Origin of the sequence: Allobosea sp., assembly GCF_017308075.1 — a bacterium.
Lineage (GTDB): Bacteria > Pseudomonadota > Alphaproteobacteria > Rhizobiales > Beijerinckiaceae > Allobosea.
Genome location: NZ_JAFKFX010000038.1, coordinates 1 through 19,515 on the forward strand (window position 1 = coordinate 1; position 19,515 = coordinate 19,515).

The 19,515-nt window shown below is 68.3% G+C and carries 16 protein-coding genes and 1 tRNA gene; 9 read left to right on the top strand and 8 right to left on the bottom strand.

Going from position 1 to position 19,515, the window contains the following annotated elements:
• From J0J10_RS19465 to J0J10_RS19480, 4 genes are all read right to left on the bottom strand, one after another.
• Positions 1 to 533 (bottom strand): TRAP transporter small permease subunit (locus tag J0J10_RS19465; RefSeq protein ID WP_291648388.1); only part of this gene is annotated, 533 nt, incomplete at its 3' end.
• The gene (locus J0J10_RS19470) at positions 530 to 2,032 is read right to left on the bottom strand and encodes an FAD-binding oxidoreductase (RefSeq protein WP_291648391.1); all 1,503 of its coding nucleotides are present in this window, start codon (positions 2,030 to 2,032) and stop codon (positions 530 to 532) included. The genes J0J10_RS19465 and J0J10_RS19470, both read right to left, overlap by 4 nt.
• Positions 2,033 to 2,133: 101 nt before the next feature.
• Positions 2,134 to 2,880, bottom strand: coding sequence for a glucose 1-dehydrogenase (locus J0J10_RS19475; protein WP_291648393.1), 747 nt, complete (start codon positions 2,878 to 2,880; stop codon positions 2,134 to 2,136).
• A gap of 180 nt (positions 2,881 to 3,060) precedes the next feature.
• A complete protein-coding gene (locus J0J10_RS19480; protein ID WP_291642205.1) occupies positions 3,061 to 4,047 on the bottom strand; it encodes a LysR family transcriptional regulator in 987 nt (328 codons plus the stop codon).
• 236 nt (positions 4,048 to 4,283) lie between these two features.
• Here J0J10_RS19480 and J0J10_RS19485 point away from each other — a divergent pair, with 236 nt between their 5' ends.
• Positions 4,284 to 5,501, top strand: coding sequence for a CoA transferase (locus tag J0J10_RS19485; protein ID WP_291648396.1), 1,218 nt, complete (start codon positions 4,284 to 4,286; stop codon positions 5,499 to 5,501).
• A gap of 14 nt (positions 5,502 to 5,515) precedes the next feature.
• Positions 5,516 to 7,177, top strand: coding sequence for an acyl-CoA dehydrogenase family protein (locus tag J0J10_RS19490; protein ID WP_291648398.1), 1,662 nt, complete (start codon positions 5,516 to 5,518; stop codon positions 7,175 to 7,177).
• Between the two features lie 106 nt (positions 7,178 to 7,283).
• Here the strand turns inward: J0J10_RS19490 and J0J10_RS19495 are convergent, their stop codons facing one another.
• On the bottom strand, positions 7,284 to 8,372 hold the full coding sequence (locus tag J0J10_RS19495; RefSeq protein ID WP_291642215.1) for a TRAP transporter substrate-binding protein: 1,089 nt from the start codon (positions 8,370 to 8,372) through the stop codon (positions 7,284 to 7,286).
• Positions 8,373 to 8,533: 161 nt separating this feature from the next.
• On the opposite strand from J0J10_RS19495, the gene J0J10_RS19500 reads away from it, so the two are divergent.
• The 4 genes from J0J10_RS19500 to J0J10_RS19515 all read left to right on the top strand — a co-directional run bounded on the left by J0J10_RS19500 (position 8,534) and on the right by J0J10_RS19515 (position 14,519).
• Positions 8,534 to 9,961 (top strand): aldehyde dehydrogenase family protein, encoded by a 1,428-nt coding sequence (locus J0J10_RS19500; RefSeq protein ID WP_291648399.1) that lies wholly within the window; start codon positions 8,534 to 8,536, stop codon positions 9,959 to 9,961.
• Complete coding sequence (locus J0J10_RS19505; RefSeq protein WP_291648584.1) at positions 9,958 to 10,896, top strand: NAD(P)-dependent oxidoreductase; 939 nt, start codon at positions 9,958 to 9,960, stop codon at positions 10,894 to 10,896. The genes J0J10_RS19500 and J0J10_RS19505 overlap by 4 nt, the downstream gene beginning before the upstream one ends.
• Before the next feature lie 54 nt (positions 10,897 to 10,950).
• Positions 10,951 to 13,647, top strand: a complete 2,697-nt coding sequence (locus J0J10_RS19510) for a 2-oxoglutarate dehydrogenase E1 component (protein WP_291648401.1) — start codon at positions 10,951 to 10,953, stop codon at positions 13,645 to 13,647.
• 89 nt (positions 13,648 to 13,736) lie between these two features.
• The gene (locus J0J10_RS19515; protein ID WP_291642385.1) at positions 13,737 to 14,519 is read left to right on the top strand and encodes a helix-turn-helix domain-containing protein; all 783 of its coding nucleotides are present in this window, start codon (positions 13,737 to 13,739) and stop codon (positions 14,517 to 14,519) included.
• A gap of 154 nt (positions 14,520 to 14,673) precedes the next feature.
• Here the strand turns inward: J0J10_RS19515 and J0J10_RS19520 are convergent, their stop codons facing one another.
• Entirely contained in the window at positions 14,674 to 14,919 is a 246-nt protein-coding gene (locus J0J10_RS19520; RefSeq protein WP_291648402.1) for a hypothetical protein, read from the bottom strand.
• Positions 14,920 to 15,214: 295 nt separating this feature from the next.
• Positions 15,215 to 15,291 (bottom strand) — tRNA-Arg (locus J0J10_RS19525).
• Positions 15,292 to 15,319: 28 nt separating this feature from the next.
• Here J0J10_RS19525 and J0J10_RS19530 point away from each other — a divergent pair.
• The 3 genes from J0J10_RS19530 to J0J10_RS19540 all read left to right on the top strand — a co-directional run bounded on the left by J0J10_RS19530 (position 15,320) and on the right by J0J10_RS19540 (position 18,633).
• Positions 15,320 to 16,141 carry a hypothetical protein gene (locus tag J0J10_RS19530; protein WP_291648404.1) on the top strand — a complete coding sequence of 274 codons (822 nt, stop codon included), beginning with the start codon at positions 15,320 to 15,322 and terminating at the stop codon, positions 16,139 to 16,141.
• Positions 16,142 to 16,154: 13 nt separating this feature from the next.
• Positions 16,155 to 17,621, top strand: a complete 1,467-nt coding sequence (locus tag J0J10_RS19535) for a M48 family metalloprotease (RefSeq protein WP_291648406.1) — start codon at positions 16,155 to 16,157, stop codon at positions 17,619 to 17,621.
• A 142-nt stretch (positions 17,622 to 17,763) separates the two neighbouring features.
• The gene (locus tag J0J10_RS19540; protein WP_291648408.1) at positions 17,764 to 18,633 is read left to right on the top strand and encodes a dienelactone hydrolase family protein; all 870 of its coding nucleotides are present in this window, start codon (positions 17,764 to 17,766) and stop codon (positions 18,631 to 18,633) included.
• Between the two features lie 90 nt (positions 18,634 to 18,723).
• Here the strand turns inward: J0J10_RS19540 and J0J10_RS19545 are convergent, their stop codons facing one another.
• Positions 18,724 to 19,311 carry a CarD family transcriptional regulator gene (locus J0J10_RS19545; RefSeq protein ID WP_291642375.1) on the bottom strand — a complete coding sequence of 196 codons (588 nt, stop codon included), beginning with the start codon at positions 19,309 to 19,311 and terminating at the stop codon, positions 18,724 to 18,726.
• Between the last annotated feature and the right edge of the window lie 204 nt (positions 19,312 to 19,515).

Below are 19,515 nucleotides of genomic sequence, written 5' to 3' on the forward strand. Positions count from 1 at the left end.
GCATGGCCGCGCGAGCTGTCGTCGTCGTCGAGCTTTCCGCGCATGATCGCGATCTGCTTGATGATCTCCGAGATGCCCTGGAAGACGAGCATCACGAAGCCGATCACGACCAGGCCCTTGGCCGGCCATTGCGGCAGGCCGCCGGCCGAGAGCGACTGCTCGTTGATCGCATAGGAGCGCAGGAAGAACGGCACCGAATGGTAGACGATGAGCAGGGCGAACGGCATCAGGAAGAGCACATGGCCGAGCAGCTCGATCCATTGCCGGACCCGCTTCGGGAGCATGCTGTTCACGATGTCGATGCGGATATGCTCCTTCACCTGCAGCGTCCAGGAGGCGCAGAGCAGGAAGACCGCGCCGAACAGCATCCATTGCAGCTCGAGCCAGGCGTTCGACGAGACGCTGAAGACCTTTCGGACGATGGCATTCATCGTCGCCACGAGAACCGCAACGAGGATCAGCCAGGCGATCTTCTTGCCGATCTGGCCGTTGACCGTTTCGATGAACCGGCTGATCGCGAGGAGCTGTTTCATACCGTCTCCGACAGGTTGTCGAGGAGATCGCTCCTCAGCACTTTCTGGGGGTTCATCAGGTTCAGCGGATCGAAGCAGCGCTTCAGCCGCACCATCATTTCGAGCTCGATCGGACTCTTGTAGTGCTGCAGTTCGGTGATCCGCAGGCGTCCAACGCCATGCTCGGCAGTAATCGAGCCGCCGAGCCGCGAGACGATGTCATGGACGATCCGGTTCACTTCCGGCAGCCGGGCCTGCCAGAGATCGGCGGGCTCGCCCTCGGCCTGGATCGGGTTGAAATGGATGTTGCCGTCGCCGAGATGGCCGAAGGCGAAGGAACGGATGCCGGGAAAGCGCTGCGACAGCGCGGCATTCGCTTCCGCGATGAAGCGGTCGACCTGGGAGATTGGCACCGAGACGTCGTGCTTGAACGACGATCCCTCCAGCCGCTGCCCCTCCGGAGCGCCTTCGCGGATGCGCCAGAGCGCGGCGGCCTGGGCGGCCGAGGAGGCGATGACGCCGTCGAGCAGCTCTTCGGCCTCGAGCCCCGCCTCGAAAACCGGGAGCAGCCGCGCTTCCAGCGCTTCGGCGGCGCCTTGGCCGGCGAGTTCGAGCAGCAGATACCAGGGATAGGCTTGCGCCAACGGATCCTGGATCTGGCTGTTGTGCTTGCGCGCGATCTCGACGCAGGCGCGCTCCATCAGTTCGCAGGAGGTGATGGACTCGCCGAGCGCGGCCTTGGCACGGCGCAGCCAGGCGACGGCCTGCGCCGGCGAGTTCGTCGCGAGAAAGGCGGTGGCCGTCGCTTCCGGCAAGGGCAGGAGTTTCAGCGTGGCTCCGGTGATGATGCCGAGCGTGCCTTCGGCGCCGATGAAGATCTGCTTCAGATCGTAGCCGGCATTGTCCTTGCGCAAGCCGCGCAGCCCGTCCCAGATGCGTCCATCCGGCAGCACGACTTCGAGGCCCGCCACGAGATTGCGGGCCGTGCCATAACGGACCGCCTGGACGCCGCCGGCATTGGTCGAGAGATTGCCGCCGATCTGGCAGCTGCCTTCGGCTCCGAGGCTGAGCGGGAAGAGCCGGCCGGCATCGCGCGCCGCGTCCTGGATGCTCGCCAGCACGCAGCCGGCATCGACGGTGATCGTATCGTTGTCGAGATCGAGGGCCCGGATGCGGTTCATCCGCGTCGTCGAGATCACGATCTCGGAATCGTCGCCATGCGGCTGGCTCGCGCCGGTCAGGCCGGTATTGCCGCCCTGCGGGACGATCGGCGTGCGGGTGCGGTGGCAGATCGCCACGACCGCGGCGAGCTCGGCGGTGTTCGCCGGCTGCACGACGAGCGGTACGCGGCCCTGCCAGCCGTCGCGCCAGGCCACCATCAGTGGCTGCATCTGGTCGCGATCGGTGATCATACCGCGCTCGCCGACAATCGCGCGGATCGGCTCGAGAAGTTCCCTGGCGAAGCAGGCGGGATCGCGCAGCAAGCCGCCGGCGCCGGCGCCGCTCGAGTTCTCAGCCATATTCGTCCTCCTTCGCAGGGAAACGCAGGCACTGGTCGGCATGGCCGACCAGCCCCAGATGAAGGGCGGAAGCGTTGCAGTGCTTCAGGCCCGAAGCGGCTTCAGACGCTGCGGCCGCCATCGATGTCGAGGACCACCCCGGTCAGGAACGAGGCTTCGTCGGAGGCGAGATAGAGCGCGGCATTGGCCACGTCCTCGGGCTGGCCGAGACGGCCGAGCGGCACGATCCCGCGCATCTGGTCGCGCATTTCAGGGGAATCCGTGCCGAGGAAGGTCGCGAGCAGCGGCGTTTCCGTCGCGACCGGCGCCAGCGCGCAGACACGGATGCGATCGGGCGCCAGTTCGAGCGCCAGCGTCTTGGTGACGTTATGCACCGCGCCCTTGCTGGCATTGTACCAGGCGAGCCCGGGGCGCGGCCGGTTCCCCGCCGTCGAGCCGACATTGAGGATGACGCCGCCGCCCTGGCCGCGCATCACTGGGACGGTCGCGTTGCAGTAGTGGAAGATCGATTTCAGATTGACGGCGAAGACGCGATCGAACTCGGCTTCGGAAACGGCCTCGAACGGCCCCTTGGCGTGACTGGAACCGGCATTGTTGATCAGGATGTCCAGCCGGCCGAAGGCCTCGACGGTCCGGGCCACGGAAGCCTGCACCTCGTCCGCCTTGGTCACGTCAGCCCGGATCGCGATGGCGGCAGCGCCGAAGCGGGCGGCGGTCCCGGCCGCAGCATCCCCGTTCCAGTCGACGACGGCGACCCTGGCGCCTTCCGCCACGAAACGCTCGACCATGGCCAGGCCGAGCCCGGATGCCGCACCCGTCACGAGCGCGACGCGATCCTTCAGACGCATCGACGTTTCCTTCCTTCCGCCTGCAGGCGGTTCCCGGCTTGTCCGGGCCGTTGGAGGGGCCTCGACGACCAGGCTCGCCTGATCGTCGCACCCGCGTTTGTTCCATCTGGCGGACGTCACCACCCTCGGGCCAGCCGAGCCTGGCGCATAGCAGCTATAAGCAAAAAGGCAGGGGTTCTTTCAGCCGACCGCTTCGGGGCTCTCCCGATCGGGACGCGGCCGCGGGCGAGGGCCTTCGAGATTGCGGGTGACGCCACGCAGAATGTCGAGCGGCACCAGGCGCGCCACCTCATCCTGCACGATCCGCATCACCGCGCGCGTCAGCGGCGTGATCGGCTGGTTCGCCGGCGTCGCGAGCACGAGCAGCGCGCGCATCGCGGAGGAGCGGAACGGACGCACGCGGAGCCTTCCGTCCCGGACCTCCCGGTGCACTGCGCCAAAAGGTAGCACCGTCGGGCCGACGCCGCGCTCGACCAATTGCTTCAGTGCCGCGACGCAATCGACCTCCGTCAGCACGCGCGGACGCACGCCTTCGGCGGCGCAGGCGGCATCGACCACCCGGCGCAGTCCGTTCTCCGGTCCTGGCAGGACGCAGGCGCGGCTCGCCAGTTCGGGCAGCGACACCGGTTCGAGCGTGGCGTCGGCACGCGTCGATGGCGGCTCGACCATGAACAGGTCCTCGAGCATCAGAGGCGTCGCGATCAGGCTGCGGCTGCTGCGCGCATCATAGAGCACGGCGATGTCGACCCGCGCGGCCTCGGTCCATTCGAGCAGCACGGCGCTGAAGGCCTCGCGCAGTCGCAGCTGTGCGCGCGGGAACTCGGCGGCGAAGCGCAGCGCAAGATCCGCCCCCATGCTGGCCGAGAGCGAGGGCGGCATGCCGAGCGAGACGCTGCCGGTGTTGTCGATCGCTCCTGCGGCGAGTTCGGTGCGGACATCGGCCAGGCGCCGCATCACGTCCTGCGCCACCTCCTCGAAACGGCGCCCGGCATCGGTGAGCGAGACGCCGCGGCCATGGCGATAAAGCAGGTTCTGCTGCAGCGAGGCCTCGAGATTGCCGATCTGGCGGCTGAGCGCCGGCTGGCTGATGCCGAGCCGGACCGCGGCCCGCGACAGGCTGCCTGCCGCGACCGTTTCGAGAAAATAGCGGATCTGCTGGAGGTCCATCGCTGCGGTCTCTTCGTGCCGCCTCTCTGGTAGCGGTTATAGCTCTTATCTACCAGACTGCATGGCCGATCCGGCCGGGATCGCTAGGTTGCGGGCCGAAGTGACCGCACCTGCCCGTCGACCTGAGCGCAAGGGAGCGGCGAAAGAGGAGGAAGACCTGGGATGTCGCCCCACCTGCCGGCAGATTGCCTCTCCAAGGGCCAAGAGCCCCTGCTCTTCGCCGGGTCTCTAACGCGATGAGCACGATCCTGAACGGGCTTCGCGTCGTCGAGGTCTCCGCCTTCATCGCAGCCCCGCTGGGCGGCATGACACTGGCGCAGCTCGGCGCCGAGGTGATCCGCATCGACCCGATCGGCGGCAATATCGACTATCGCCGCTGGCCGCTCGCTCCCTCCGGCGCCAGCCTCTATTGGGCCAGTCTCAACAAGGGCAAGCGCTCGGTCGCAATCGCCCTCGACAAGCCGGAGGGCCAGGAGCTGGCAAGCGCCCTGATCGCCCAGCCCGGAGAGGATGCCGGCATCCTGCTGACCAATCTGCCGGCCAGCGGCTGGATGGGTCACGATGTCCTGTCGCAGCGCCGCGACGACCTGATCAGCCTGCGGCTGACGGGCAATCACGACGGCAGCGGCGCCGTCGACTACACGGTGAACTGCGCCTCGGGCTTTCCGCTGGCGACCGGCGTCGGCGCCGAGCCGGTCAACCATGTCCTGCCGGCCTGGGACATCGCGGCCGGGCTCTATCTCGCGACCGGGCTGCTCGCGGCGGAGCGGGCGCGGCGCCTCGACGGCAAGGGCCGGCAGGTTTCGCTCGCGCTCTCGGACGTGATGCTCGCGAGCGTCGGCAATCTCGGCTACATCGCCGACTATCAGGTCAATGGCGCGGTGCGCCAGCCGCTCGGCAATGATCTCTATGGCGCGCTCGGCCGCGACTTCGCCACCGCCGATGGGCGGCATGTCATGATCGTCGCGATCTCCAACCGGCAATGGCATGCGATCGGCCGCGCCACCGGCCTGGCCGAGAAGCTCGCCATGATCGGCCCGATGATGGATGCCGATCTCAACACCGAAGGCGGCCGCTTCACCGCGCGCGCCGCGATCTTCGCCGTGCTCGAACGCTGGTGCGCCGCGCGCAGCCTCGCCGAGATCGAAGCCGCCTTCGACGGCACCGGCGTGCTCTGGGGCCCCTATCGGGACTTCGGACAGCTGGTCCGCGAGGATGCACGCTGCTCGGTAGCGAACCCGATGTTCGGCACGATCGAGCAGCCCGGCGCCGGCCCGATCCTGGCGCCCGGCTCGCCTCTAGCCTTTTCGGCCGCAGCGCGCCGCCCGCCCTTGCCCGCGCCGCAACTCGGCCAGGACACCGAGGCCGTGCTCGCCGACAGGCTGGGGCTCTCGACCGCCGCCATCGGCAAGCTTCTCCAGACCGGCATCGTCGCCGGTCCCCGTACCGCCTGATTTCGGGATCGATCATGCCCAAGACGACCGACCACGACGCGTTGCTCGCGAGCTGCGCCTCCCTGCTTTCCGACGCCGAAACCCTGCACGCGGCGACGCGTGCCGCGGTCGCACAATCGCTGGCGCCGAGCGGGCGGGTCGATGCCGGCCTCGTCGAGGCGCATCAGTTCGCCGCCCATGGCTTCGCCTGGCAGGGCACCTATGTCGAGGCGCTGCGCCAGACCCTCGCCTGGGCCGAGCGCCTCGCCGCCGACGGCCGTCTCAGCCCGGCCGACGCGGCCATGCTGCATCTGGGCTTCGCCGAATACGGCGCCCAGCTCGCCGGCGGCATCGCCATGAGCCAGACCGAAACCGTGCGACCCTCGGATATGGGCGTGGCGGCGGATGTCGTCGCAGCCTTCGCCGCCGAGCCGGCGCTGACGCGGCTCGCGCACGCCCCGACGCTCGAAGCGGCGAGGCGGACGCTTTCCGGCGAGCTGGCCGAAGGCAGGTTCGGGACGCTCGGCCTCGACGACGAGATCCTCGAGGCGACCCGCGAGCAGTTCCTGCGCTTCGCTGCGAGCGAGGTCACACCCCATGCGCCGGGCTGGCACGCCCGTGACGAGCTGATCCCGCTGGAGCTCGTACAGAAGCTGGCCGATATGGGCGTGTTCGGTCTGACGATCCCGGAGGATTATGGCGGCACCGGCCTCGGCAAGGTGGCGATGTGCCTGGTCTCCGAGGCGCTGAGCGGCGGCTATATCGGCGTCGGCTCGCTCGGCACCCGCTCCGAGATCGCCGGCGAGCTGATCAGGCTCGGCGGCACCGAGGAGCAGAAGGCGCGCTGGCTCCCCAGCCTCGCATCGGGCGAAATCCTGCCGACCGCGGTGTTCACCGAGCCGAACACCGGCTCCGATCTCGGCAGCCTGCGGACGCGGGCGGCACGCGAGGGCGATGTCTATCGCGTCTACGGCGCCAAGACCTGGATCACCCATGGCGCCCGCTCCGACCTGATGACCCTGCTCGTGCGCACCGACCCGCAGAGCACGGATTATCGCGGCCTGTCGATGCTGCTGGCGGAGAAGCCGCGCGGCAGCGAGGCCGACCCGTTCCCGGCACCGGGCATGAGCGGCACCGAGATTCCCGTGCTCGGCTATCGCGGCATGAAGGAATACGAGATCTCCTTCGACGGTTTCGAGGTGCCGGCCTCGAGCCTGCTCGGCGGTGTCGAGGGCCAGGGCTTCAAGCAGTTGATGGAGACCTTCGAGAGCGCCCGGATTCAGACGGCGGCCCGCGCGCTCGGCGTCGCCCAGAATGCGCTCGAGCTCGGCCTCGCCTATGCGCAGAGCCGGGTCCAGTTCGGCAAGGCGCTGCTCGCATTCCCACGCGTCCATGCCAAGCTCGCCTTCATGGCGACCGAGACGATGATGGCAAGGCAGCTGTCCTATTTCGCCGCGCGGCAGAAGGATGCCGACCGGCGCTGCGACATCGAGGCCGGCATGGCCAAGCTGCTCGCCGCCCGCGTCGCCTTCGCCAATGCCGATTGCGCTTTGCAGATCCATGGCGGCAACGGCTATGCGCTCGAGTACCCGATCAGCCGCGTGCTCTGCGACGCCCGCATCCTGTCGATCTTCGAGGGCGCGGCCGAGATCCAGGCCCAGGTCATCGCGCGCGGCCTGCTCAGCCGCGCCAACTGAAGCGCCGCGGGCAAAAGAAAAGCAGGCTGCACCGCAGCCTGCTCCATCTTCGTTCCGACATCCGCACCCGGCCCGGGCAGCCTGCGCTGCCCGGGCCGGGGCTTTTTCAGCGCCGGATCGCCCGCAGGGCGACCGTGTCGTAGGAGTATTCGGAGACCTGGTTCCAGGTCGCCGATTCCGTCTGGAAGCGGCGCATGCTGTCATAGAGCTTCTTGAAATCGGCGTTCTTGGCCGAGAGCTCGTCATAGAGCTCCATCGCCGCCTTGTGAGCGGCGTCGATGACCTCGGCCGGGAACGGACGCAGCTTGGCGCCGCTGGCGACGACGCGGCGCAGGGCCGGCGGGTTCAGCACGTCGTAGCGCGCCACGGTGTCGACGTTTGCAAGCGCAGCCGAGGCGGTCAGCGCTGCCTGGTAGTGCTTCGGCAGCTTCTCCCACTGTTCGACATTGATGAAGAAGTGCTCCAGCGAGGTGCCGTCCCAGAAGCCGGGGTAGTAGTAGTACGGCGCGACGCGATAGAGGCCGAGCTTCTCGTCGTCATAGGGGCCGTTGAACTCGGCCGCGTCGATCGTGCCGCGCTCGAGCGCCGGGTAGATGTCGCCGCCACCGACCTGCTGCGGCACCGCGCCGAGCTTGGCCAGAATGCTGCCGCCGAGGCCGGAAATGCGGAACTTCAGACCCTTGAGGTCGTCGACGCTCTTGATCTCCTTGCGGAACCAGCCACCCATCTGGCAGCCGGTGTTGCCGCCCGGCAGGCCGACGACATTGTGTTTGCGGAAGAACTCGTCGAGCAGCACCTTGCCTTCGCCATGATAGGCCCAGGCGTTCTGCTGGCGCGTATTCAGGCCGAAGGGAATATGGGTGCCGATCGCGAAGGTCGGGTCCTTGCCGACATAGTAATAGGCCGCGGTGTGGCAGATCTCGACCGTACCGTTGCTCACCGCATCGAGCGCCTGGAGCGCCGGGACCACCTCGCCGGCCGCGAAGACCTGGATCTGGAACTTGCCGTCGGTCGCTTCGGCGAGGTTCTTCGCCATCACCTCGGCCGAGCCATAGAGCACGTCGATATTCTTCGGGAAGCTGGAAACCAGCCGCCAGCGGATCGTGGGTGCGCTCTGCGCGATGGCCGGCGCCGCGATCGCTGCACTGCCGATCGCACCGGCCGCAGCCGTTTTCAGAAAGTCGCGTTTCCTCATTGCTTCCTCCGGATACCTCTCGATGGTCGAGCAGGTTTAATTCATTGTATGAATTTATAATTCAAATCTAGCATGGCGCCTCGGATGGTGCTAGTCGAAATTCATTACCGGCCGCGCGAGGTGCGGGCGGACGATGAAACGATCGATGGAGTGCTGCTGCGATGCTCGAGAAGAATCTGATTGGCGGAAACTGGGTCGGCGGCGCGCAGGCTCTCGAAATCCGCAACCCGTCCGATCTCAGCGACGTGATCGCGACCTATGGCCTCGCCGGCAAGAGCGAGGTCGAGGCGGCCTTCGTCGCCGCCCGCAAGGCGCAGCCGGCCTGGGGCCGCGCGACGCTGGAGCAGCGCTCGCTGGTGCTCGAGGCGATCGCCCGCGGCATCTTCGACAACAAGGACAAGCTCGCCCAGATCCTCGCCCGCGAGGGCGGCAAGACCGTTCCTGACGCGCTCGGCGAGGTGACGCGCGCGGCCCATATCGCGCGCTTCTTTGCCGGCGAGGCCCTGCGCATGCCGGGCGAGAAGCTCGGTTCGGTGCGGCCGAACGTCGATGTCGAGATCACCCGTGACCCGGTCGGCGTCGTCGGCCTGATCACGCCGTGGAACTTCCCCGTCGCGACGCCGATGTGGAAGATCGCGCCGGCGCTCGCCTTCGGCAACGGCGTGGTCTGGAAGCCGTCCGAGAAGACGCCGGGCATCTCCGTCGCGATCGCCGAGATCGTCGCCGCGTCCGGAATTCCGGCCGGCGTCTTCAACCTGCTGATCGGCGCCGGGCCGGATGTCGGCGCCGCCGTCATCGCCAATGCCGACGCGATTTCCTTCACCGGCTCCTCGACGACCGGCCGGCGCATCGCCGTCGCCTGCGCCGAGCGGCTGATCCGCTGCCAGATGGAGATGGGCGGCAAGAACCCGCTGGTCGTGCTCGACGACGCCGATCTCGAGCTCGCCGCCGACCTCGCCGTCAACGGCGCCTTCTTCCAGCAGGGCCAGCGCTGCACCGCCTCGAGCCGCCTGATCGTGACGAGCGGCATCCATGACGCCTTCGTCAAGGCCTGCGCCGAGCGCGTCGCCAAGCTCCGCGTCGGCCATGCGCTCAAGGCCGAGACCCAGATCGGCCCGGTGATCGACGACAGCCAGTTCCAGAAGAATCTCGGCTATATCGACATCGCCAAGGGCGAGAATGCGCGCCTGGCCGCCGGCGGCGAAGCACTCGAGCTCGACACCAAGGGCTACTACATCGCCCCGACCCTGTTCGCAGACACGACGAACGCCATGCGCATCAACCGCGAGGAAGTGTTCGGCCCGGTCGCGACCGTCATCCGCGTCGCCGACTATGACGAGGCGCTCGCTGTCGCCAACGACACCGATTACGGGCTGTCGGCCGGCATTTGCACGACCTCGATGAAATATGCCCGGCATTTCCAGCGCAATGTCGAGGCCGGCATGACCATGCTCAACCTGCCGACGGCCGGCGTCGACTACCACACGCCGTTCGGCGGCCGGAAAGCCTCGAGCTACGGGCCGCGCGAGCAGGGCCGCTACGCCGTCGAGTTCTACACCCAGATCAAGACCAGCTACCTGCTGGCCTGAGCGACAAGACCAATCCGGAGGAAACGCTCATGAGCAACCCGAAAATCGGCTTCATCGGCCTTGGCAGGATGGGACGCCCGATGGCGTCCAACCTGCAGCGCAAAGGCTTCGCGACACTGTCCTATGACGTCAATCCGCAGGGCATCGCGGCCCTGGTCGAGCTCGGCGGCCGCGCCGCCGGCTCGATCGCCGAGGTCGCGCGCGAATCCGACATCGTCTTCACCATGCTGCCGGCTCATCCCGAAGTGCGCGCCGTCGTGCTCGACGGGATCGTGCCCAATGCCAAGCCCGGCACGCTCGTCGTCGACATGAGCACGATCGACCCGCTCGCGACCGACGAGGTCGCGGCGGCGGTCGAGGCCGCCGGCCTCGGCTTCGTCGACGCACCGGTCGGCCGGCTCGCGATCCATGCCGATCGCGGCGAATGCCTGTTCATGGTCGGCGCCTCCCAGGAGCATTTCGAGCGCGTTAAGCCGATGCTCGAGGCGATGGGCACGACGATCCATCATTGCGGCCCGGCCGGCGCCGGCATCCGCATGAAGGTGGTGAACAACTATCTGGCGATCGCGGCCTGCCAGCTCAACGCCGAGACCCTGACCCTCGCGGCGCGCTTCGGCCTCGATATCGAGCGCACCATCGACATCCTCAACGGCACCACCGCAACCAACGGCCATCTCAAGACCAATTTCCCGGTCAAGGTGCTGGCCGGCGATATCGAGCCCGGCTTCCAGATCGACCTCGCCCACAAGGATCTCGGCCTCGCCTTGACCTCGGCTTCGTCGATGAAGGTACCGCTCGCCATGGGCGCGGCAGCGCGCGAATGCCTGCAGCTCGCCCGCTCGCGCGGCTTCGGCGGCAAGGACTTCTCGGCGCTGCTCGACGCCTGGTGCGACCTTGCCGGCGTCGAGGCTCCGCGCCTGCCGTCCAAGACCTGATCAAGACCCGATCTTCCGTAGCCGAAGCGATAGCGCTTCCCGAAAGCTGCCACCATGACCGTGCCCGTCGCGACCGAAAGCGCGTATCTCCTCGACATCTATGCGCGCTACCGGCGCGACCCGCTTTCGGTCCCGGCGGACTGGCGCATCCATTTCGAGGAGATGGAGCCGGAACGGGCGGGCGGGCGCGGCAATGGCGAAGCGCTCGGCCTGCGGCTGGTCGAAGCCTATCGCCGCTTCGGGCACCGCGAAGCGGCGCTCGATCCGCTCGATCTCGCGGCGCGCATGCCTGCCGTGCCGCTCGAGCGCCTGCGCGCCGAGGTGGCGGCGCAGCCGGGCCTGATGACCCGTGTCACCCTCTCCGGCGAGACCTGCGAGACTCCCCTCGCAAGCCTCGCCGCCGAATTGCAACGCCTCTATGCCGGCAAGGTCGGGCTCGAGGCGCAGCAGGTCGAGGATGACGAGGCCCGCGACTGGCTCTACGGCGCCTTCGAAGCGCTGTTCGCGGCGCAGGCTCCGGTCGATCTCGCGAACCGCGCGCTGGACGCGATCGTGCTCGCCGATACGTTCGAGACCTTCATCAAGGTCAAATTCCCGTCCAAGAAGCGCTTCGGCGTCGAGGGCGCCGAGGGCGCCATCGTCTTCCTGCGCGAATTGCTGCGCGAGGCCTGCCTTTCCGGCTTCGATGAAACCGTGATCGGCGGCATGCATCGCGGCCGCCTCGCGACGCTCGCCACCGTCCTCGGCAAGCCGGTCGGCACCTTGCTGGCCGAAATCAAGGGCCGGGACCTGACCGATGGCGGCCCCGACTTCACCGGCGACGTGCCCTATCATCTCGGCTATGCCGGCGAGGTCAGCCATGGCGAACGGCGGATGAAGCTGTCGATCTCGCCGCATCCCTCGCATCTGATGACCGTCGCGCCCGTCGTCACCGGGCTGGCGCGCGGCAAGCGCGGCACGGCCGGCGACGATGTGCTGTGCCTGCTGCTCCATACCGACGCCGCCTTCTCCGGACAGGGGCTGGTCGGCGAAGTGCTGCAGCTCGGCGGCCTCGCCGGCTATGAAGTCGGCGGCACGGTCCATCTCGTCGTCAACAACCAGATCGGCTTCACCACCAACGCCTCTGAAGGCCGGACGTCGCGCTATTGCACCGATATCGGCAAGATGGTCGGCGCGCCGGTGCTGCATGTGAACGGCGATGATCCGGTCGCGGTCGCGAGGGTCGCCGCGCTCGCTCTGGCCTGGCGCCGGCGCTACCGCCGCGACGTGCTGATCGATCTCGTCTGCTATCGCCGCAACGGCCATAACGAACTCGACGAGCCGCGCTTCACCCAGCCGAAGATCTGGGCCGCCATCGACGCCCGCCCCTCGCTGCGCGACAGCTTCACCGCGGTGGTCGCCGGCCTCGACGCTGCAGCGCCGGAGCGGGTGGCGCAGCTGGCGGAAGCCTTCAAGGCCGAGATGCAGGAGGGCTATGCCGCCATTGAGAGCCTGCGCCCGAACGCCGCCTCGGCGCGGCCAGAGGGCTGGGCCGGAATCGCGCGAGCGGGCGCGGCCGAGATGCTGGACCGCATCGAGACGGGCCTGCCGATCGAGCAATTGCGCGCGATCGGCCGCGAGGCCAGCCTGCTTCCGCCGGAGCTCAAGCCCCACGCCAAGGTCGCCCAGTTCTATCGGACGCGCCTCGAGACGATCGAGAGCGGGAACGACATCAACTTCGCGACCGCCGAAGCGCTCGCCTTCGCCTCGCTGCTGGCGGAAGGCGTGCCGGTGCGGCTCTCCGGTCAGGATTGCGCCCGCGGCACCTTCACCCAGCGCCATCTCGGCGTGCACGATGTCGAGACCGGCCAGCATCTCATGCCGGTGGCTGGCCTTGCCGCAGGCGCGGCCCGTTTCGAGGCGGTGAACAGTCCGCTCTCCGAATATGGCGTGCTCGGCTTCGAATATGGCTACAGCCTCGCCGCCCCGAACCGGCTGGTCCTCTGGGAGGCGCAGTTCGGCGACTTCCTGAACGGCGCCCAGATCATGGTCGACCAGTTCATCGTCTCGGCGGAAGCCAAATGGGAGCTGATGTCGGGCCTCGTCGTCCTGCTGCCGCATGGGCTGGAAGGCCAGGGCCCGGACCATTCCTCGGCCCGGATCGAGCGCCTGCTCCAGCTCTGCGCCGGCGGCAACATGATCGTTGCCAATCCCTCGACGCCGGCCAATCTGTTCCATCTGCTGCGGCGGCAGGTGAAGGCGCCCTGGCGCAAGCCGCTCTTCGTGATCGCGCCGAAGGCGCTGCTCCGGCAGAAGGCCTGTGTCTCGGCGCTGGAGGAGATGGCGGCCGGCACCGCCTTCCGCCCGGTCGTTTCCGAGAAGCCGGTTAGGCCGGCACGGCGCGTCGTGCTCTGCTCCGGCAAGATCGGCTATGAGCTCGCCGCCGCCCGCGACGGGCTCGGGCTGGAGGACGAGATCGCGATCGTGAGACTCGACCAGCTCTACCCCTTCCCTGCCGAGGAGCTCGCCGAGGCCCTGTCCCAGCATGGCGACGCCGACCTGGTCTGGTGCCAGGAGGAGCCGGAGAACCAGGGCGCGCTCGCCCATGTCGCACATCAGCTCCGCTGCGATCCGCGCTTCGGCGGCCGCGCACTGGCGCATGTCGCCCGCCCGCCTTTGCCGGTCGCGGCCGGTGGCTCGATCGAGCGGCATGAAGGCGAGCAGGCCGCCCTGATCGGGCAAGCGCTTGACCTCACGAGAGGCAATGCCTGAAGTGGGGCGCAGCGCGCAGGCGCCCCTTTCTCCCTTCCGCCGCCAGCCGGGGGCCACCCCGATGCATCACAGGGCCCGACAACGCTTCCATGGCCTCCTTTGAGCCCGTTCGCGCCATTACGCGCGGCCTGACGGTCCTTCGTCTCGTCAGCGAACAGAGCCCGATCACGGCGACCGATCTGGCGCGGGCCGCCAAGCTGCCGCAGCCGACGGTGGTGCGGATCCTGGAGACGCTGATCGAGGCAGGCTATGTCTATCGCCGCGCGGATGGCGTGACCTTCGGCGTGACCGCGCGGACCAAGCTGCTGAGCAATGGCTATGACGGCACCTCGCGCCTGCTCCAGCTCGCCGAGCCGCTGATCGAGAGCCTGCGGGCCGAGATCGGCTGGCCATCCAATCTGGCGACGCTGGAGGACGATGCGATGGTGATCGTCTACACCAACCGCAACGCCAAGGGCCTTTCCATTCCCGGCCGGCTCGGCGCGCGCATTCCGCTGCTCGCCACCGGCGTCGGCATCATGCAGCTGGCCGGGCTGGCCCCGGATGCGCTGCAAGCCCAGCTCGAGCGTCTCCGGCAGTCCAAGGAGATCTGGGACGCCTCGCCCGAATTATGGGAGGGGCTCGAGGAACGGCTCGCCACGGCCCGGCAGAATGGCTTCGCCTTCGCGCATGAGCGCTATCTCGATGCGGTCTACCAGTCGCAGATCTGGGCCGTGGCCGTACCGATCATCGTGGACGGCGAGACGGTGGCGGCCCTGAGCAGCCTCGTCCTGCGCGGGGCCGGGCCGCGTCAGCGCCTGCTGGACCGCATCCTACCGGCTCTGCGTCGCACCTCCGCGACGATCTCCTCGCAGCTCGCCGCCGAATCCTGAGCTGCATCGCGGCGCCGTCGCTCTCTCATCGTCCCGACCATGCAGACCGGCGCCCTTGCAGGCGATCGCGCCGCCCTCGCGGGTCGCGATCCTCACGCACGCATGGCCCCGATCATCGCTGATCTGCCGGCAAGGTCGCCGCGGCCGCCTGCAATCAGCGACGCTTGGTCAGAGCTTGACCGCGATGCCCACCGGCAAGGAACTGCATGAACCCGGGCGGGATCTCGATGACGGGTTCGGCGTCCTGGCGGATGTCGAAATCCGCGATAGCCTCGGTCAGCAGCGCGAATTCACGCGCGCCTTCGGAACCGTCCGGGGATGAGATCAACTGCGCGGCCCGCAACACGGCGGCCTTGCGCTCTTCATAGGACGTGATCGTCATAGCGGCGATCTCAGGCATGACACCACCTCATCGCTACGCAACTCTGGCTGATACGCTAGCGACCAATCGACCGGCTGACGAATCGTTTCGGTGAAGGTGCTTTGGCAGGGCTACTGACGGGCGCTGCCGGAAGCGGCGCGCCGCCGACGCCCTGAGCATCGCATGGACCGCGGCAATCGCCTCGGGAAGCAAGCGAATGCGTCGAGCATAGCCGCCACACGGCCTGCGCTGTTTTCGCTGAAGAGGCCGGGCCGGACATCTCGGGCCCGGAAAACCAGAATATCGCCCGGCTTCGGTATCTTGCTGGAAGATCTGGCGTCCCGGAAGGGATTCGAACCCCTGACCTACGGTTTAGGAAACCGTTGCTCTATCCTGCTGAGCTACCGGGACGCACAGGAATGCGTTTAGCATAAAGCGCATGCGGGTGAAGCCTTCCTTTATCGTGTTTGCGGGGCTCGCTGCGATTTCGGCGACGGCGCGGCCCGCTGCTGCCGAAGACTGTGCTGCGCCCGAGGAACCCCGCAAGGTCCGGCTCGCCAGCCTCGAGCGCCATGGCGACCTCGTTCTGGAAGACGGCAGCCTGCTCCGCCTCGCCGGGCTCGCGCCGCGACAGGACGAAGCCGAGCGGGAACGCTTTGCCGCCGCCCTCCGTCCCTGGCTCGGCCAGGGCTTTGAACTGGTCGCACTCGGTGGCACCGATCGCTGGGGCCGGGTCCCCGCGCGGCTCCTGCTCCCCGACGGTCCTGCAGGCGACATCGCCGGGCATGACCTTGCCGCACTGCTGCTCGCGGCCGGAGCGGCGCTTCACCTTCCGGAGCCAGGCCTCGCCGGCTGCAACGCTGTCTGGCGCGCCGCCGAAGCCGGCCGGTCTGCGAAGACGGTCGCCGAACGTGCCGTTTCGGCAACGCCCGCGACGAACCGCGCCCTTGCGGGCCTGCCGGTCATCGACGGTCACGATCCCGCCGCGATGCGGGCGCAGGCGGGCCGGATCGTGCTGGTTGAGGGGCGCATCGCGGCAGTTGGCGAACGGGCTCGGCGAACCTATCTCAACTTCACGCGCCGCCGCGGAGCGGGCGGCAGCATCGTGCTGTCGCGCGCACTTTGGCGGGAATTGCAAAGCGTCGGCTGGACCGCGTCCACGCTGACCGGTAAACGCGTGCGCGTACGCGGCGTGATCGAGGGGCGAGACGGCCTCCTCGTTACGATCGAGACGCGCGCCGCCCTAGAGATGGTCGATTAGGTTGTTTCAGGCAATGCAGCGATATCGACAGCCCGCCCGGGGGCGCCTCGTCGCCATGGCGCTGCCGGCCTTGCTGCTGGCCGCATGCTTCGGCGACCAGAGTTCCCTCCTGCCGCCGCTCGATCAGCCCGGCGGCGAGTCGGCGCCGCGCGTCGCCAGCCTGCAGCGCGGCACCGACCGCGAGCATCTGCGCCTGCTCCAGGCCTTTGGGGGCGAGTATCGCGCCTCCAATGTCCGCAGCGTGCTCGACGAGATCGTCACGCGCCTCGCCAAAGCCAGCGACGGCCAGATCGGCAATTACGAGATCACCATCCTGAACTCGCCGATCGTCAATGCCTTCGCCTTGCCGACCGGGCGCCTCTATGTCACCCGCGGCCTGCTCGCCCTCGCCAACGACACCTCCGAGATCGCCTCGGTGATGGCGCATGAGATCGCCCATGTCACCGCGCGCCACGCCACCGAAAGGGCCGAGTTGGAGCTCGAATCGGCCCTGGTCAGCCAGGTCGTGGCTCAAGTCCTGAACGACCCGACGACCGGGGCAGCAGTCCAGGCCAGCTCGAAGCTGACGCTCGCCAAGTTCTCGCGGCAGCAGGAACTGCTCGCCGACCAGATCAGCGTGCGCAACATCGCCCGCGCCGGCTACGACCCCTACGGCGCCGGCCGCTTCCTCGTCTCGCTCGGCCGCAACACGACTTTCCGCGCCGGCGGCGAGGGCGGTGGCGACAAGAAGCTCGACATTCTCTCCAGCCACCCCTCGACCCCGGAGCGCATCGCGGCGGTCACCTCCGCCGCGCGGCAGATCGGCGCGCCCGGCATCGGCGAGCGCGAGGCGGGACGCTGGTTGACTGCGATCGACGGCATCGCCTTCGGCGACGACCCGGCCGACGGCGTCGTCCGCGGCCGACGCTATCTCAACAGCGCCCTGCGCATCGCCTTCACCGCGCCCGATGGCTTCGAGCTCGAGGCGGCCCGCGAAATGGTGGTCGGCGTCAGCCGCGACGGCGCCCAGGCCCTGCGTTTCGATTCCGTCGCGCTGAAGCCGGGGCAGACGCTCGAATCCTATGTCGCCTCCGGCTGGATCGACGGCGTCACCACCGGCGAGGTCGAATCCGTGACGATCGGCGGCCTCCCGGCGGCGGTGACCACCGGCAAGGGCACGGACTGGCGCTTCCGGCTCGCCGCCATCCAGGCCGGCCAGCGCGTCTATCGCTTCATCCTGGCCGCCAAGGGCGGAACCGACCCCGAGCGCGGCATGCGCGCCGTGCTCGACGGCTTCCGCAGCCTCTCCCCCTCCGAGGCCCAGTCGGTCAGGCCCATGCAGATCAGACTGGTCGCCGCGGCGGAAGGCGACACACCGGCAAGCCTTTCCGGCCGAATGGCGACGCATGACCGGCCGCTCGAACTCTTCCAGATCCTGAACGGACTCGACCGCTCCGGCCGGCTGACGCCGGGCCAGCGTTACAAGATCGTGACCGAATAGCCCGGCGCCGCGCGGCCTTGCGCCGCTGACCGGCCATCCCGCCTCGTGCTAGCGTCCCGCGCCATGGGCTGCCCATCACCCGAATGGAATGCCCGGGGGGTGGAACATGGCGGCCGAGCGCCGCCCGACCAGAGGGGCGACCATGGCACTCGACCGCCGCATCGTCGAACTCTACGACGAGTACACCCACAAGCCGCTCGACCGCCGCAGCTTCATGAACCGGCTCGTCGGGCTCGCCGGTTCGGCCACGGCTGCGGAAGCCGCGCTCGCCCTGCTCGAGCCAAACTATGCGCAGGCCCGGCAGGTCGCTCCCGATGATGCCCGGCTCGAGGCCCGGCACATCGCCGAGACCGTAGGCGGCGTCGCGCTGAAGGGCTATCTCGTCGCGCCCAAGACGCCGGCCAGGCGCGGCGGCGTGCTCGTCATCCATGAGAACCGCGGCCTCAACCCGCATATCGAGGACGTCACCCGCCGCATGGCGCTGGCCGGCTTCACCGCGCTCGGACTCGACTTCCTGACCCCGCTCGGCGGCACGCCGGCAGATCCGGACGCCGCCCGCGCCCTCTTCCCACAGCTCAAGCCGCAGGACGTCGTCGCCCAGGGCCGTGCCGCCCTCGCCCTGCTCGCCGCCCGCCCGGACGCCACCGGCAAGACTGGAGCAGTCGGCTTCTGCTGGGGCGGCGGCGCAGTCAACGACCTCGCCGTGGCGGCGCCGGAGCTCAGCGCCGGCGTGGTCTTCTACGGCCGCTCGCCGGACCTCGCCAAGGTTCCGCAGATCAAGGCCCGGCTGCTGATCCAGCACGCGGCGCGCGACACCCGCCTGGTCGAGGCATTGCCGGCCTATGAGGCCGCGCTGAAGGCCGCCCATATCCGCTACCAGGCGATCGTCTATCCGGATGTCGACCACGCCTTCCATAACGACACCAGCGCCGAGCGCTACAATGCCGCCGCCGCCAGGCTCGCCTGGGAGCGAACCGTCGCCTTCCTCGCCGCCGAGACCGGGGCGGCCTGACGGCCCGGCGCCGCGCTCCGCCGAGCGATCCAAGAAAAAGGCCCGGCGGATCGCTCCGCCGGGCCTCGATATCCGGTCATGCAAACCGCCTCAGGCGGCCTCCTCCTGCAGATCCTCGTCGCCGTCCTCGGCCTCAACGGCCTCGGCCTTGCTGGCGCGGCGCGGCGACTTGGCGAGCTGGGTCTCGATCTTCTTCAGCGCCTCGGTCTCGGTGATCTCGTCGACGGCGGCGATCTCGCGCGTCATCCGGTCGATCGCCGCCTCATAGAGCTGGCGCTCGGAATAGGACTGCTCGGGCTGCGCCTCGGAACGGTAGAGATCACGCACCACCTCGGCGATGGCGACGAGATCGCCGGAATTGATCTTCGCTTCGTATTCCTGGGCGCGGCGCGACCACATGGTACGCTTGACGCGGGCGCGGCCGGTCAGCGTCGCCAGCGCCTTGGCGACGACCTCGCCATCGGCGAGCTTACGCAGACCGACGCTGGCGGCCTTGGCGGTGGGCACGCGCAGAGTCATCTTGTCCTTGGCGAAGCTGACGACGAACAGCTCGAGCTTGAAGCCGGCAACCTCCTGCTCCTCGATCGCCGTGATCTGACCGACACCATGGGACGGATAGACGACGAACTCGCCAGTCTTGAAACCCAGGCGCACAGCAGCTTTCTTCGCAGTGGTCATGCCGTTTCAACTCCTCATCGGTCCGCTATAAGCGGAGACGCGACTTTCAGTCGCTGGTCGGAATAACCAGCGACACTCTGCCGGACGCGACGGATGCGACTTTGACAGTCATCTCCCGGCGCGACACGCTCCCTCAGCCGATTGTTTCTTGATGGCCACCAGACACGAAGTTCGCACAGCCCCGGACCTGGTACCGGTAGCTTT

Coding starts and splice junctions, on each gene's coding strand:
- J0J10_RS19490 (WP_291648398.1), top strand. CDS start 5,516: ATGCCCAAGACGACCGACCACGACGCGTTGCTCGCGAGCTGCGCCTCC.
- J0J10_RS19535 (WP_291648406.1), top strand. CDS start 16,155: ATGCAGCGATATCGACAGCCCGCCCGGGGGCGCCTCGTCGCCATGGCG.
- J0J10_RS19485 (WP_291648396.1), top strand. CDS start 4,284: ATGAGCACGATCCTGAACGGGCTTCGCGTCGTCGAGGTCTCCGCCTTC.
- J0J10_RS19510 (WP_291648401.1), top strand. CDS start 10,951: ATGACCGTGCCCGTCGCGACCGAAAGCGCGTATCTCCTCGACATCTAT.
- J0J10_RS19530 (WP_291648404.1), top strand. CDS start 15,320: ATGCGGGTGAAGCCTTCCTTTATCGTGTTTGCGGGGCTCGCTGCGATT.
- J0J10_RS19495 (WP_291642215.1), bottom strand. CDS start 8,372: ATGAGGAAACGCGACTTTCTGAAAACGGCTGCGGCCGGTGCGATCGGC.
- J0J10_RS19480 (WP_291642205.1), bottom strand. CDS start 4,047: ATGGACCTCCAGCAGATCCGCTATTTTCTCGAAACGGTCGCGGCAGGC.
- J0J10_RS19540 (WP_291648408.1), top strand. CDS start 17,764: ATGGCACTCGACCGCCGCATCGTCGAACTCTACGACGAGTACACCCAC.
- J0J10_RS19520 (WP_291648402.1), bottom strand. CDS start 14,919: ATGCCTGAGATCGCCGCTATGACGATCACGTCCTATGAAGAGCGCAAG.
- J0J10_RS19500 (WP_291648399.1), top strand. CDS start 8,534: ATGCTCGAGAAGAATCTGATTGGCGGAAACTGGGTCGGCGGCGCGCAG.
- J0J10_RS19470 (WP_291648391.1), bottom strand. CDS start 2,032: ATGGCTGAGAACTCGAGCGGCGCCGGCGCCGGCGGCTTGCTGCGCGAT.
- J0J10_RS19515 (WP_291642385.1), top strand. CDS start 13,737: ATGGCCTCCTTTGAGCCCGTTCGCGCCATTACGCGCGGCCTGACGGTC.
- J0J10_RS19475 (WP_291648393.1), bottom strand. CDS start 2,880: ATGCGTCTGAAGGATCGCGTCGCGCTCGTGACGGGTGCGGCATCCGGG.
- J0J10_RS19545 (WP_291642375.1), bottom strand. CDS start 19,311: ATGACCACTGCGAAGAAAGCTGCTGTGCGCCTGGGTTTCAAGACTGGC.